We start from the raw sequence: 13420 nt of genomic DNA, 5'->3' as shown, positions 1-13420 counted from the left end.
GAGCCTCCGATCTGCGACGCCGGGGCATCGCGCGCACGAGCGGCGGACCCGCCCGTCAGGGAACGGTGAGCGAGGAGCTCACGACCTCGATCCTAGCCCGCCGATAGGATGCGCGGTATGACGCGTGACCTCGCCCGGACCCGCTCGCGCAGCGACCCCCGCCGCCGCTTCCCTTTCCTTCCGCACCGCCCGGACCAGGCCCGATGGCCCGAGGTGATGATGTACGGGCTGACCGGAGCGGCATCGATGTTCGCCGTCAGCGCAGGCCTGCTGACCGCCGGCGCGCGGGTGATGGCGCGGCTGCCGCTGGTGCCGCGGGAGAGCCTGCGCGGTCGTCCGGACGTGACGGTGCGGGCCGTGCACTCGGATCGGGTGCACCTGGACGAGTCCCCGACGACCGGGCGCGACGGCCTGCTGGCCCTGCGCCAGGGCGGCGGCACCGTCCACGCCCGGCTCGGCCCGGTCGACGGGCGCCCCACCCCCACCACGGTCTCCCGCCCGCTCCTCGCGATCGACACGGACGTCCCCCTCCAGGTCGATCGCGCCGCGAGCAACGGCTTCTACTGGGCGGGCACGCCGCGCACGGCCCACGGACTGCCCACGCAGGAGGTCCACATCGAGTCCCCGGTGGGGCACATGCCGGCCTGGCTGGTGCGTCCGGACACCGCGCGCGGCTCCGCCGCGGGGAACCAGGACACCTGGGCGATCCTCATCCACGGCCACGGCTCCGCCCGCGGCGAATCGCTGCGCATCCTCCCGCTCCTGCACCGACTGGGCCTGACGAGCCTCGCCATCACCTACCGCAACGACTCGGGGGCGCCGGCCTCCGCGGACCGGATGTACCACCTGGGCGCGGACGAGTGGGAGGACGCCGAGGCGGCGATCGACCATGCGGTGGCCCACGGCGCCCGCCGGATCGTGCTGGTGGGATGGTCGATGGGCGGCGGCATCGCGCTGCGCACCTCGGTGCACTCCGCGCACCGCGACCGCATCGCGGCCCTGGTCCTGGATTCCCCGGCCGTGGACTGGCAGGACATCCTCATCTACCACGCGACCTCGCTGAAGGCCCCGGCCCCGATGCGGCGCCTCGCCCTGTGGATGATGACCTCCCGGGTGGGGGCGCGGATGGTGAGGCTGCACGAGCCGCTCGCGCTCGCCGAGATGACCCCCGCCCACTACACCGAGCACCTCATCCACCCCACGCTGCTCTTCCACGCCCTGGACGATGCGACGGTGCCGCCGGAGCCCAGCAGGCAGCTGGCCGCGATGCGGCCGGACCTCGTCGAGTTCGTCCCCTTCGAGGGCGCATCGCACACCCGCGAGTGGAACCGGGACCCCGTCCGCTACGAGCGGCTCCTCGCCGACTACCTGGTGCGGGTCCTCGGGATCGAGGAGTCCGTGGGCGAGGTCCGGGTGCCGGTGCGCGATCCGGGCACCGCCGCGCTCGAGGGGGCCATCGGGCTGCGCCTCTGATCCTCCGGGTCCGGGTCCGGGTCCGGGTCCGGCGCCGCGTGCTGCGTGCGCTCCTTCGTGTGGCGCGCGATCGTCGCGTGCTCGCCGACCAGCAGCGAGCCGAGCGACCAGTCCTGCTCGGGGACCGCGCCCTGCATCACCCGAGGGGACGGCCCGCCGACCGTGCGGTGCGTGGTCGAGAAGCACAGCTCGTCGAGCAGGCCCTCCGCGGCCAGCCGGCCCAGCGCCGAGGGGCCGCCCTCGGCCTGGACGGCGCGCAGCCCCCGCGCGGCGAGACCCTCGAGAGCCTCGCGGGCGGTGCCCGCCACGATGACCTGCTCCGCGGGCAGTCCCGTGCGCCGTGCCGCATCCCGGGCGGAGGCGGCATCGGTGATCAGGTACGTCGGCCCCTCGGGGTCGATCGAGGCGGGCAGCTCGCCGCTGCGGGACCAGATCGCCAGCGCCGGGCGCGAGGCGCCGCCCGGCCGCAGCGAGGAGGTCGGCAGGTCCGCGCGCCCCTGGGTGCTGCTGTAGTCCTCGACGCGCACCGTCCCGGCCCCGACCAGCACCACGTCGGTCAGGGCACGCAGGACCTCGAAGACGAGGGAGTCGTCGGGGTTGCGCAGCGGACCGCTGGTCCCGTCGGCACCCGCGATCGCGCCGTCGAGCGTCGAGTTCATCACCGCCCGCACGTGCACCGCCCCCGGGAGGGGCGGGGGAACGGCGTAGACCTCGGCGAGCAGGCGCGCCCCCTCGGCGTCCGCGGGGACCGGGACGGGGGCGGGCAGCAGGTCGCCGTCGCGCAGCAGCAGGTGCACGGTATCCTCCTGGAGGACGAGGACGGGATGTGGGCTCGATCATCGCGCACCGCGCCCCTCGGGGGCGAACCCGCGCCGCCGCGGCCCCGGCACCTACACTGACCGGCGTGACCGATGCACTGAGCGACCGCCGGCCGGCCCCCTCCCTCGAGCGACTGCTCGCGGACCTCGTGCCGCCTCCGCGCTTCGCCCGGGCGCGCCTGGAGAACTACGTCCCCGACCCCGCGCACCCGTCCCAGGAGGAGGCCAAGCAGCGCGTCTCCGACTTCGCCGCGGAGCTCGCCCGGCCGCGCGGAGGATTCCTGGCCCGGCTGCGCCGGAAGCCGGAGCCGGCGCGCGGGATCTACCTCGACGGCGGCTTCGGGGTGGGCAAGACGCATCTGCTGACCTCGCTGTTCCACGCCGTCGAGGGCGAGCGGGTCTACGGCACCTTCGTGGAGTACACCGATCTGGTGGGCGCTCTCGGCTTCCAGAAGGCGGTCGATCTGCTGGGGGAGTCGGTGCTGGTGTGCATCGACGAGTTCGAGCTCGACGACCCCGGCGACACGCTGCTGATGACCCGCCTGATCCGGGAGCTGTCCGACCGGGGGGTCGCGATCGTCGCGACCTCGAACACCCTGCCCGATGCGCTCGGCGAGGGCCGTTTCGCCGCCCAGGACTTCCTGCGCGAGATCCAGGCGATGGCCGAGCGCTTCCAGGTGCTGCGGATCGACGGCGAGGACTACCGCCGTCGCGACGGGGTCACCGAGATCCGTGCGCTCCCCGCCGCGGAGGTGCGCGAGAGCGCCGAGCACATGAGCGCGGCGACCCTGGACCGGTTCGACCCGCTGCTCGGGCACCTGACGACGGTCCACCCCTCCCGGTACGGGGCGCTCATCGACGAGGTCGCCGCCGCCCACGTCACCGGGATGCACGGGCTCAGCCACCACCACGACGCACTGCGCTTCGTGGTGCTCGTGGACCGGCTCTACGACCGCGAGGTGCCGATGGTCGTCTCGCTCGAGGACGGCGCCGGAGACGGCACCGTGCTCGAGGACCTGTTCTCGGCGGAGCTGCTGCGCAGCGGGTACCGCAAGAAGTATCTGCGTGCGCTCTCGCGCCTGGCCTCCCTCGCGAACGACGGCAGCAGGCTGCTGCACGAGGGGACGGCCGACGCCGCCTCCTGACGGACGCAGCCCCCTGACCGTCGATCCCACGGACGGACCCGGGCGGATCCTGCCCCGGCCGGGATCGGCGCGCCCGTCCGGCCGGTCCTGTCCTCAGCCCGCGGCGCGCTCGCGCAGCACGACAGCCCCCGGCCCCGGCAGGCGGAGCGTGCCGTCCGCGGACCGCGTCGGGTCGCCGAAGGAGGCGAGCACCTCCGCGGCGCGCGGTCCGGCCGTCAGCGGTCCGGGACCGCGATGGGCGAGGACCGCCAGGTCGCCGCGGTGCAGCAGCACCGTCTCCTCCGCGAGGATCTCGACCGAGACCCGTCGGAGGTCCGGATCGTGCAGCTCGGCGTGCGCCCGACGCAGGTGGATCAGGGTCCGGTACCAGTCGAGCATGCCCGCGTGCTCCGCCCGCCCTCGCTCCTCCCAGCGCAGGATCGAGGACTCGAAGGTCGAGCGCCGCTGGGGATCGGGGACCCGGTCGTCCCAGCCCATGGCCGCGAACTCCGCCCTCCGCCCGGCGCTGACCAGCGGTCCCAGCTCGTCGTCGTGATCGGTGAAGAAGACGAAGGGGGTCGAGGCCGCCCACTCCTCGCCCTGGAACAGCATGGGGGTGCCCGGCCCGAGCAGGATCAGCGCGCTCGCCGCGGCGTGCTGCCCGGGCGCGATCCCGTGATGGATGCGGTCCCCGGTCGCGCGATTGCCCACCTGGTCGTGGTCCTGCAGGAAGGTGACGAAGGAGTGCGCGTCGTAGTCCCCGGACGCGGGATCCACCGGTGCCCCCCAGACCTCACCGCGGAAGCTCGAGAAGTCCCCGGCATGCCGGAAGACCCCCTCGAGCACGCCGGCGAGCACCTCCGCCTCGCCGAAGTCGCCGTAGTACCCCTCGCGCTCGCCGGTGATCCAGGCGTGCACGCCGTGATGGACGTCGTCGGCCCACTGCATGTCCATCCCCAGGCCGCCGGCGGCGGTGGGCGTGACGGTCGCGGGCTGGTTGCGGTCCGACTCCGCGATGAGGGTCAGCGGACGGCCCGTCTCACCCTCCCAGGCCGCGACCGCATCGGCCAGCTCGGCGAGGAAGTGTCGGGGGGAGTCGTCGCGCAGCTCGTGCACGGCGTCCAGCCGCAGCCCGTCCAGGCCGACGTCCACCAGCCACTGCCGGGCGCTGCCCAGCAGGAAGTCCCTCACCTCGCGGGAGCCGGGCTGATCGAGGTTGACGGCCGACCCCCAGGGGGTCTCGTGACGGTCGGTGAAGTACGGCCCGAACGTCCCCAGGTAGTTGCCGGAGGGGCCGAGGTGGTTGTGGACGACGTCGAGCACCACGGCGATGCCGCGTCGGTGCGCGGCCTCGACGAAGCGGGCCAGCCCCGCCGGCCCGCCGTACGCGGCATGGGTCGCGTACAGGCCCACTCCGTCGTACCCCCAGCCGCGGTCGCCGGGGAAGCTCGCCACGGGCAGCAGCTCCACCGCGTCCACGCCGAGCTCGGCCAGCTCGTCCAGATGCTCGATCGCCGAGTCGAAGGTGCCGCCTCGGCCGTCGGGTCCCGGGCTGAAGGTGCCCACGTGCAGCTCGTACAGCACCCGGCCGCGCAGCTCGCGGCCCTGCCAGGCGGTCGCGCCGCGCAGGGCGAGGGGGTCGATCACCTCGCTGTCGCCGTGGACGCCGTCCGGCTGGGACAGCGAGCGCGGGTCCGGCAGCCACAGCTCGTCCCCGTCGAGGCGGAGCGCGTAGCGGGCCCCGGGCACGGCCGGCACGTCGGGCAGCGTGAACCAGCCGCCCCCTGCGGCGGCCATGACGTGCTCGGCGCCGTCGACGCGGAGGGTGACCGTGCGAGCGGACGGGGCCCAGATCTCGTAGCGGTCGTAGGCGCGCGGCGCCGTGCCGGGCGCCGTGCCCGCGGGGGCGGTCATCGGCTCTCCTCCTGTCCGCCGCACCGCACCAGCAGCGCCACCGGCCTCTCGGCGAGCAGCGTGTGCAGGGCCAGCCGCCCGCCCTCGAACTCCGCCCCGCCGAGCGTGTCGCGCCAGCGCCCGGTCGGCAGGGCGATCCACGCCTCGCCCCAGCCGCCCCGCTGCGCGAGCCCGTGCGCCAGGCGCGTCACCACGGTGATCACCTCGATCGGTCCCGCGCCGACGGCGCGGCCGAAGGCGACGGCGTGCCCCGTCGTGGTGGGCAGGGGCCGGTAGGAGGCCTCGCGGCCCTGGAACAGCTCCGGACGATCACGGCGCAGCACCAGGGCGCGATGGGTCAGCCACAGCTTCTCGTCCCCGATCCCGTCGGGCCCGGCGCCCTCGATCATCCGCACCAGCCGCGCCTGATGGGCGGCATGGTCCACGGGGCGGCGGTTGTCCGGGTCCACCAGGGACAGGTCGATGGTCTCGTTGCCCTGGTAGACATCGGGCACACCCGGCATCGTCAGCTGAACGAGCTTCTGGCCCAGGATCGCGCTGCGCTGAGCGGCGGCGGTGCGGCGCGTCCAGTCGACGAGGATCCGGTCGACCTCCTCGGACTCCAGCGCCGCGCGTCCCAGGACGAGCACCTGCTGCTCGTAGTCGGGGTCCTGCTCGGTCCAGGTGGTGACGGTCTTCGCCTCCCGCATCGCCTTGAGCAGGTAGCCCTCCAGGCGCTCGCAGGTCATCGGTGCGGCGCCCGAGCCGGGCAGCTCCCAGCAGGCGGCGAGGATCTGCCACAGCAGCAGCTCGATCGCTCCGTCGACGCGGTCACCGCGGTGCGCGGCGGTCGCGCGGTCGAGGTCCTGGACCACCAGCGCCCACTCGAGCGGCTGCTCGGTGAGCACCGCCAGGCGGGCGCGGACGTCCTCACTGCGCTTGGTGTCGTGCGTGGACAGCGTGGTCATCGCGTCGGGACGGGTGCGCACCATCGACAGCGCGTGGTCGTGCAGCTCGTCCGGCTCGACCCCGATGCGGTCCGGGTCGGCGCCGACCTCGTTGACCGCCACGAAGCGCGAGTAGCGGTAGAAGGCCGTGTCCTCGAGCCCCTTGGCGTGCACCGGGCCGCAGGTCTGGGCGAAGCGGATCACCACCTCGTCGCGCTCGGCGCTGCGGGAGCGTCCCGCGCTGCCCACCTCGTCGCCGCACACCAGGGACACGACCAGCTCGAGGGTCGCGACCACGTCCTCGTCCTCGCCGATCCGCTCCCGAGCCCGGGCGGCCGCCTGCTCGATCACCGCACGTTCCCCACCGGGGGCCGTCTCGCCGGGCACGATGTAGGCGCGGTAGCGGTCCATCGAGCCCAGCAGCGCGACGACCACCTTCTGGATGTTGCGCCGGGTGGTGTCGCGCAGCCGGATGTCCTCCTGGCAGATGCGGTGGATGAGAGTGGTCAGACGCTCGATCTCGGCCCACAGGCTGGTGGTGACGATCAGGTCGGTGGACTCCTCGGCGATCTCCTCGAACGGCCGCAGGTCCCCGGTGCGGCGCTGCCACAGATGCGTCAGCCCCAGCGCCCCGTGCGGGTCGTGGAACAGACCGCCGACGCGCCACAGGGCGTCGTAGCCCGTGGTCCCGGCGCACGGGAAGTCGCCGGGCAGCTGCTCCTCGCCCTCGAGGATCTTCTCCACCACGGTCCAGGCCCCGCCGGTGGCCCGCTCCAGGTCCCGCAGATACCCGCGCGGGTCGGAGAGACCGTCCGGGTGGTCGATCCGGTAGCCGTCGATCACGCCCTCGCCCTGCAGGCGCAGCAGCGTGGCGTGCGTCGCCTCGAACACCGCCGGCAGCTCCACCCGGACCGCGGCGAGGGTGTCCACGTCGAAGAAGCGCCGGTAGTTCAGCTCGTCGTCGGAGACCTTCCAGTAGGCCAGGCGGTACCGCTGGCGGTCCAGCAGGTCCGCGAGCCCGAGGTGCTCCGTGCCCGCGGCGACCGGCAGCACGTGGTCGTAGTAGCGCACCACGGTCTCGGTGGGCACGCTCCCGTCGGCCTGCGGGACGGGCTCCTCGCCGACGGTGATCCCTCCCTCGGCGAGGACCGCCCCGATGGGTCGGCCCAGCACCGGCACCAGCACCGAGCGTTCGGCGGAGAGGTCCACGTCGAACCAGTCGGCGTAGGGGGAGTGCGGACCCTCGCGCAGCACCGACCACAGGGCGCGGTTGTGCCAGATCGGGGTGGGGATCGCCATGTGGTTGGGGACCACGTCGACGATCATGCCCATGCCGTGGGCATGCGCCGCGTCGGCGAGCCGCCGCAGAGCGGCCTCCCCGCCGATCTCCTCGCCGATCCGGGTGTGGTCGACGACGTCGTAGCCGTGGGTCGACCCCGGGGACGCCTGCAGCACGGGAGAGCAGAACAGGTGCCCCACCCCCAGCCGGGCCAGATAGGGGACCACCTCCACGGCGTCGTCCGCGGTGAACCCCTCGTGCAGCTGCAGGCGATAGGTGGAGGTCGGGACCGGGCGGACGGCACGCAGGGTGCCGGTGGTGACGGCTCCCGGACGGCTCGGCCCCGGGGGACGGCGAGGATCGGTGCTCACGGGGCGATGCACTCCTTCGTCGCCCCACGGTCGGGGCGGGTCGATCTCCGGTGCGCGCTCGTTCTCGGGCGCGGGCGGGCTCTCAGGCGCGGGCAGGTCGGTCCTCGTCCTCCCCGGCGACATCGACGTCGGTGTCCCCGTCCATCGGGGGACGCATCAGGATCAGCAGGGAGTGGCCGGGGCGGGAGACCACTCGGCCCGCCTCCAGCGCCGTGCCGACGTCGATCGTGTCCCCGGTGCCGAGGACCACCTCCCACTCCTTCCCGTGGTCCGCCGGCGGGAGGGTGAAGTCCACCGCATTGCCCGAGGCGTTGAACATGACCAGCGCCGAATCGTCCACCAGCCGCTGACCGCGCAAGGTGGGCTCGGGGATCGCCGAGCCGTTGAGGAACATCGTCAGGCACTTGTTCTGGGCGTCGTCCCACTCCTCGTCGGTCATCGGCTCGCCGTCCGTGGCGAGCCATTCGACGTCCGCGAGGTCCGAGCCGGCATCGGGGCGGACCACCCCCTGCAGGAAGCGGCGGCGCCGGAAGATCGGATGCTCACGGCGCAGCGCGATCATCTGCTGGGTGAACCAGAGCATGTCCATCTCGTCCGGGTCCAGCTCCCACGCCATCCACGAGAGCTCGTTGTCCTGGCAGTAGGTGTTGTTGTTGCCACCCTGGGAGCGGCCCATCTCGTCCCCGTGCAGGATCATCGGCACGCCCTGGCTGACCAGGAGGGTCGCCATGAGGTTCTTCGTGCGGCGCAGGCGCAGGTCCCGCACCTCCCGGTCCTCCGTCGGCCCCTCGACGCCGGAGTTCCAGGAGCGGTTGTGGCTCTCGCCGTCGCCGCCGCCCTCGCCGTTGGCCTCGTTGTGGCGGTCGTTGTAGGAGACCAGGTCCCGCAGCGTGAACCCGTCGTGGGCGGTGACGAAGTTGATCGAGGCGATCGGGGTGCGTCCCGAGTGCTGGTACAGGTCGGAGCTGCCGGCCAGGCGCGAGGTGAAGTCGCCGATCTGCCCCGGTTCGGAGCGGTGGAAGTCGCGCACGGTGTCGCGGTACTTGCCGTTCCACTCCGACCACAGCGGCGGGAAGCCGCCCACCTGGTAGCCGCCCTCGCCGAGATCCCACGGCTCGGCGATGAGCTTGACCTGGGAGATGATCGGATCCTGCTGGATGATGTCGAAGAAGGCGGAGAGGCGGTCCACCTCGTGCAGCTCGCGCGCGAGGGTCGAGGCCAGGTCGAAGCGGAATCCGTCCACGTGCATCTCGGTGACCCAGTAGCGCAGCGAGTCCATGATCAGCTGGAGCACGTGCGGGGTGCGCATCAGCAGCGAGTTCCCGGTGCCGGTGGTGTCGTAGTAGTGGGCCCTGTCCTCCTCGACCAGCCGGTAGTACGCGGCGTTGTCGATGCCGCGGAAGCAGAGGGTGGGGCCCAGGTGGTTGCCCTCGGCGGTGTGGTTGTAGACCACGTCGAGGATCACCTCGATGTCCGCCTCGTGCAGGTTCTTGACCATCTGCTTGAACTCCTGGACCTGCTGGCCCAGCTCACCCGCGGAGGAGTACTCGTTGTGCGGGGCGAAGAAGCCGATGGTGTTGTAGCCCCAGTAGTTGCTCAGGCCCTTCTCGACCAGGTGGCCGTCCTGCACGAACTGGTGCACCGGCATGAGCTCGATCGCGGTGACGCCCAGTTCGGTGAGGTGCTCGATGATCGCCGGATGGCCCACGGCGACATAGGTGCCGCGGATGGACTCGTCGATGTCCGGATGGAGCATCGTCAGGCCCTTGACGTGGGCCTCGTAGATCACGGTGTCGTGGTATTCGTGGGCCGGCGGATGGTCGTTGCCCCAGTCGAAGAACGGGGAGACCACCACGGAGTGCATGGTGTGCTCGGCGGAGTCCTCCTGGTTCCGCTCCTCGGGGTGCTCGAAGTCGTAGCTGTACAGCGAGGGATGGTTGGAGGCCATGCCCGCGATCGCCTTCGCGTACGGGTCCAGCAGCAGCTTCGAGGAGTCGCAGCGCAGCCCCGCGGAGGGGTCGTAGGGGCCGTGCACCCGGTAGCCGTAGCGCTGGCCGGGCTGCACCGCGGGCAGGTAGACGTGCCAGACGTAGGCGTCGACCTCGGTGATCTCGACCCGTCGCTCGTCGCCGCGCTCGTCGATCAGGCACAGCTCGACGCGCTCGGCCGTCTCGGAGAACAGGGCGAAGTTGGTGCCCGAGCCGTCGAAGGTGGCACCCAGGGGGTAGGACTGTCCGGTCCAGATCTGCATGTGCTCAGAGTAGACGGAGCGCGGCTGGGCGGGACCGGGGAGGTCGAGGGGACGCCGTGGGGCAAGGGCGGAGTCCCGGCCGCCGTGACCGGGGACGACGAAGGCCCCCTCGTCGAGGGGGCCTTGCGTGGTGGGCGATACTGGGATCGAACCAGTGACCTCTTCCGTGTCAGGGAAGCGCGCTACCGCTGCGCCAATCGCCCGGTGCGTCCGAGGACGCGGGGGAGGGATGGAGCGGACGACCGGATTCGAACCGGCGACCCTCACCTTGGCAAGGTGATGCTCTACCAACTGAGCTACGTCCGCACATCGGCGTGGCCGACGAGGGAAGACTGTATTCCGCTCCGCCCGTCACCGCAAATGCTGAGGACCCACAGTGTGCGAGGTCACCGCCGGGAGCCGGGCGGGTCGTCGGGCGGGCGTCCGGCACGCGACCCCTCCTCGGGGCGGGTCCCGGGAGAGGGCGGGCCGCGGTGCGCGGGCGGCGCGCGAGGTGCGGGCCGAGTGAGCGGCCCGGCGGGATGCAGGTCACATCCGATCCGGTGCGAGCGGCCCGGGAAACCGTGTAAGCTTCTTCGAGTCCACTCGAGAGGGTGGCCAGCACCTTCGGGCGATTGGCGCAGTGGTAGCGCGCTTCCTTCACACGGAAGAGGTCACTGGTTCGAACCCAGTATCGCCCACGACAGGATCCACGGATCCCTGTCCTGCGGACGTAGCTCAGTTGGTAGAGCATCACCTTGCCAAGGTGAGGGTCGCCGGTTCGAATCCGGTCGTCCGCTCCGCGGAGCGGCGCGCTCGACGACTCGTCGGGAGCGCCGTTTCCCATAGATGCGAGAGCATCTGCGGTGGGTTGGCCGAGAGGCGAGGCAACGGCCTGCAAAGCCGTGTACACGGGTTCGAATCCCGTACCCACCTCGACGACACCCGCATCGTGCACCACGACGTATGATGCACGGACGTCGCGGGCGATTGGCGCAGCGGTAGCGCGCTTCCCTGACACGGAAGAGGTCACTGGTTCGATCCCAGTATCGCCCACCAGCACGAAGGGTCCCGGTCCGAGACCGGGGCCCTTCGTCGTCGGGACGGAGAGGCGGGGCCTCAGGAGCGGGTGTCCGCGCCCTCCTGCCCGTCGGGCTCCTGCCCGGCGGACGGCTCGGCGTCGGACGCGTGTGCGCCTGGTGCCGGGGTCCCCGGGGCCGGGGAGCCGGCCGAGGCGACGAAGCATGCGGTGAGCACGGCGATGACGGCGACCAGCAGAGCTGAAGCTGTCCATGACGCCGACGAGCGGATGCCGCCCGGTCAGCGCTGTCCGGTCCGTCCGGGGAGCGGCAGGCGCAGGGAGAACGTCGACCCCTCTCCGCGCCAGGACTCGAGCTCCGCGCAGCCGCCGTGCCGCTGCAGGACCGCCCGTACCATCGGCAGGCCCAGCCCGGAGCCGTCCACGTCCCGGGCCTCCTGCGAGCGCCCGAGCTCCTCCCAGACCAGCTCCTGCTCGTCGGCGGTGATGCCACGACCGGTGTCGGCCACCTCGAGCACCACCTGGAGATCCTCGACGCGCCCACGGACCTCGATCGCATCGTTCGGACCGGAGTACTTCACCGCGTTGGTGAGCACGTTCATCAGCGCCAGGAACAGCAGGTCCTCGTCCCCGCTCACCGTCGGCAGGGGGCGCGGCGCCGTGGGGAAGGCGACGTTCCAGCGCCGCTCGGCGGCACCGGGCAGATCCTTCGCCGCCGCGACGGCCTCGCGGGAGAGATCAACGAGGTCGACCTCGGAGAGCTCGAGCGGCATGTGCTCGACCTCTCCCACTTTCCGCAGGTCCCGAAGCAGCACCTCGAGGCGGCGTGACTGGGCGTCGATGCTCGCGCGCTGACGGTCCGAGGGCGCATCGGCCAGGGCGACCCGGATCCCCTGGAGAGGATTCTTGATCTCGTGGTCGAGACGGGAGACGAGGCGGTGACGGCTCGCGGTCAGGTCCCGCCGGAGGCGCTCCCGCTCGGCACGCGATCGCCGCTCGGCCAGGGCCGTCGTCGCCCACACCACCAGTGCGATCGCGGCGACTCCCACCCCGAGGACCAGCGGCAGTCGGTGCAGCAGCAGGACGATGACGAGTGAGCGCTCGGGATCCAGCAGCCACCACAGCACCGTGAGCACCGTCCCGCACAGCAGCGGGCCGAGCAGCAGGGGGATCGTCCACAGGAGACGGCCCCTCATCCGCGTTCCACAGGTTTCACGAAGCGGTAGCCGAGGCCGGGCACCGTCACCACGTACCGCGACGCGGACGCGTCGTCCGCCAGCACTCGGCGGATCTCTGCGATGCGATGGTCGACGGCCCGGGTGGTGACCACGGCATCGAAGCCCCAGACGGTCTGGAGCAGCCGGTCGCGGTCGAAGACCTCGTCGGGATGCGACATGAGGAACTCCAGCAGGGCGAACGCCCGAGGTGTGAGCTGCTTCTCCGCACCCGCCAGCATGACCCTGCGCGCGGGGCGCTCGATCCGCAGCTCCCCGGCGCGCAGGACCTCCGCGGCACTGAGCGGTGCCCGACCGCGGCCGCTGCGTCGGAGCACCGCACGGATCCGGGCCAGCAGCTCCTGCGGATCGAAGGGCTTGTTGAGGTAGTCGTCCGCCCCTTCGTCGAGGGCCGCAGCGCGTTCGAAGCTCTCGCCGACCTGCGTGAGCAGGATGACCGGGAGCCATTCGTGCTCGGAGCGGATCCGTCGCAGAGCGGCACGCCCGTCCAGCACCGGCATCATGACGTCGAGGACGACCAGATCCGGGACACGGTCGGCGATCCGGTGCAGCGCCTCGGCGCCGTGGACTGCGGTCACGACGTCCAGGCCGCTGCGAGCGAGCACTCCGGAGAGGTGCTCGCGGATCGTCTCGTCGTCATCGACCAGAAGGACCCGCACCGGCCTGTCCTCCACCGAATCCGCGGAGCGGCCCGCCTCCCCGGGGTCAGCCGTCATAGCGGATCTCCACGCGGCGGTTCTCCGCCCGTCCTTCGGGATCGTCCTCCCCGCCCGAGGAGTTCGGCGCCACCGGCTCCGTGTCCCCGAGTCCCTCGACCTCGAGCTCCAGATCGTCCCTGGACCCGGTGATGACGTCGGCGACGGCCTGGGCGCGCTCGAGGGAGAGCACGTCGTTCCCCCGCTCGTAGGGGATGTCGTCGGTGTGGCCGACCACCCGGACCGTCCCGCCGTCGGGGATGTCCTCGACGAGCTCGGCGATCCTGTCGTCCGCTCCGTCGCCGAGTACCGAAGA

9 protein-coding genes and 6 tRNA genes are annotated in these 13420 nt (G+C 72.2%); 6 read left to right on the top strand and 9 right to left on the bottom strand.

Going from position 1 to position 13420, the window contains the following annotated elements:
- The first annotated feature begins 117 nt into the window (after positions 1 to 117).
- Positions 118 to 1473 (top strand): alpha/beta hydrolase family protein, encoded by a 1356-nt coding sequence (locus ACT3SP_RS17810; RefSeq protein WP_444588625.1) that lies wholly within the window; start codon positions 118 to 120, stop codon positions 1471 to 1473.
- Here ACT3SP_RS17810 and ACT3SP_RS17805 read toward each other — a convergent pair.
- The gene (locus ACT3SP_RS17805) at positions 1365 to 2270 is read right to left on the bottom strand and encodes a dihydrofolate reductase family protein (protein ID WP_444588624.1); all 906 of its coding nucleotides are present in this window, start codon (positions 2268 to 2270) and stop codon (positions 1365 to 1367) included. The two genes, ACT3SP_RS17810 and ACT3SP_RS17805, sit on opposite strands and share 109 nt — an antisense overlap.
- A 107-nt stretch (positions 2271 to 2377) precedes the next feature.
- Here ACT3SP_RS17805 and zapE point away from each other — a divergent pair, with 107 nt between their 5' ends.
- On the top strand, positions 2378 to 3436 hold the full coding sequence (zapE, locus tag ACT3SP_RS17800) for a cell division protein ZapE (protein WP_444588623.1): 1059 nt from the start codon (positions 2378 to 2380) through the stop codon (positions 3434 to 3436).
- A 93-nt stretch (positions 3437 to 3529) separates the two neighbouring features.
- On the opposite strand, the gene treZ is transcribed toward zapE, so the two are convergent.
- The 5 genes from treZ to ACT3SP_RS17775 form a co-directional block, all read right to left on the bottom strand.
- Positions 3530 to 5329 carry a malto-oligosyltrehalose trehalohydrolase gene (gene treZ / locus ACT3SP_RS17795; RefSeq protein WP_444588622.1) on the bottom strand — a complete coding sequence of 600 codons (1800 nt, stop codon included), beginning with the start codon at positions 5327 to 5329 and terminating at the stop codon, positions 3530 to 3532.
- Positions 5326 to 7905, bottom strand: coding sequence for a malto-oligosyltrehalose synthase (treY, locus tag ACT3SP_RS17790; protein ID WP_444588621.1), 2580 nt, complete (start codon positions 7903 to 7905; stop codon positions 5326 to 5328). The genes treZ and treY overlap by 4 nt, the downstream gene beginning before the upstream one ends.
- Before the next feature lie 82 nt (positions 7906 to 7987).
- Complete coding sequence (gene glgX / locus ACT3SP_RS17785) at positions 7988 to 10156, bottom strand: glycogen debranching protein GlgX (protein WP_444588620.1); 2169 nt, start codon at positions 10154 to 10156, stop codon at positions 7988 to 7990.
- 128 nt (positions 10157 to 10284) lie between these two features.
- Positions 10285 to 10359, bottom strand: a tRNA-Val gene (locus ACT3SP_RS17780).
- 27 nt (positions 10360 to 10386) lie between these two features.
- A tRNA-Gly gene (locus tag ACT3SP_RS17775) sits at positions 10387 to 10462 on the bottom strand.
- Between the two features lie 302 nt (positions 10463 to 10764).
- Between ACT3SP_RS17775 and ACT3SP_RS17770 the strand changes: the two genes are divergently transcribed.
- The 4 genes from ACT3SP_RS17770 to ACT3SP_RS17755 all read left to right on the top strand — a co-directional run bounded on the left by ACT3SP_RS17770 (position 10765) and on the right by ACT3SP_RS17755 (position 11194).
- Positions 10765 to 10836: transfer RNA gene (locus ACT3SP_RS17770), tRNA-Val, on the top strand.
- Positions 10837 to 10862: 26 nt separating this feature from the next.
- Positions 10863 to 10935, top strand: a tRNA-Gly gene (locus ACT3SP_RS17765).
- Positions 10936 to 11000: 65 nt separating this feature from the next.
- Positions 11001 to 11071: transfer RNA gene (locus ACT3SP_RS17760), tRNA-Cys, on the top strand.
- Positions 11072 to 11119: 48 nt separating this feature from the next.
- Positions 11120 to 11194: transfer RNA gene (locus tag ACT3SP_RS17755), tRNA-Val, on the top strand.
- A gap of 261 nt (positions 11195 to 11455) precedes the next feature.
- On the opposite strand, the gene ACT3SP_RS17750 is transcribed toward ACT3SP_RS17755, so the two are convergent.
- The 3 genes from ACT3SP_RS17750 to ACT3SP_RS17740 all read right to left on the bottom strand — a co-directional run.
- The gene (locus ACT3SP_RS17750) at positions 11456 to 12370 is read right to left on the bottom strand and encodes a sensor histidine kinase (protein ID WP_444588619.1); all 915 of its coding nucleotides are present in this window, start codon (positions 12368 to 12370) and stop codon (positions 11456 to 11458) included.
- Positions 12367 to 13125 carry a response regulator transcription factor gene (locus ACT3SP_RS17745; protein WP_444588618.1) on the bottom strand — a complete coding sequence of 253 codons (759 nt, stop codon included), beginning with the start codon at positions 13123 to 13125 and terminating at the stop codon, positions 12367 to 12369. Before ACT3SP_RS17745 ends, ACT3SP_RS17750 begins: the two co-directional genes overlap by 4 nt.
- Positions 13115 to 13420, bottom strand: a 306-nt coding sequence (locus ACT3SP_RS17740) for an OmpA family protein (protein ID WP_444588617.1), incomplete at its 5' end; no start/stop codon positions are given. The genes ACT3SP_RS17745 and ACT3SP_RS17740, both read right to left, overlap by 11 nt.

Source organism: Brachybacterium sp. AOP43-C2-M15, from assembly GCF_052446295.1.
GTDB lineage: Bacteria > Actinomycetota > Actinomycetes > Actinomycetales > Dermabacteraceae > Brachybacterium.
This window is presented reverse-complemented; position numbering and strand designations above follow the sequence as displayed.

Excerpts from the sequence above, each read along its gene's own strand:
- ACT3SP_RS17810 (WP_444588625.1), top strand. The coding sequence starts at position 118 with ATGACGCGTGACCTCGCCCGGACCCGCTCGCGCAGCGACCCCCGCCGC.
- treZ (WP_444588622.1), bottom strand. The coding sequence starts at position 5,329 with ATGACCGCCCCCGCGGGCACGGCGCCCGGCACGGCGCCGCGCGCCTAC.
- glgX (WP_444588620.1), bottom strand. The coding sequence starts at position 10,156 with ATGCAGATCTGGACCGGACAGTCCTACCCCCTGGGTGCCACCTTCGAC.
- ACT3SP_RS17750 (WP_444588619.1), bottom strand. The coding sequence starts at position 12,370 with ATGAGGGGCCGTCTCCTGTGGACGATCCCCCTGCTGCTCGGCCCGCTG.
- ACT3SP_RS17745 (WP_444588618.1), bottom strand. The coding sequence starts at position 13,125 with ATGACGGCTGACCCCGGGGAGGCGGGCCGCTCCGCGGATTCGGTGGAG.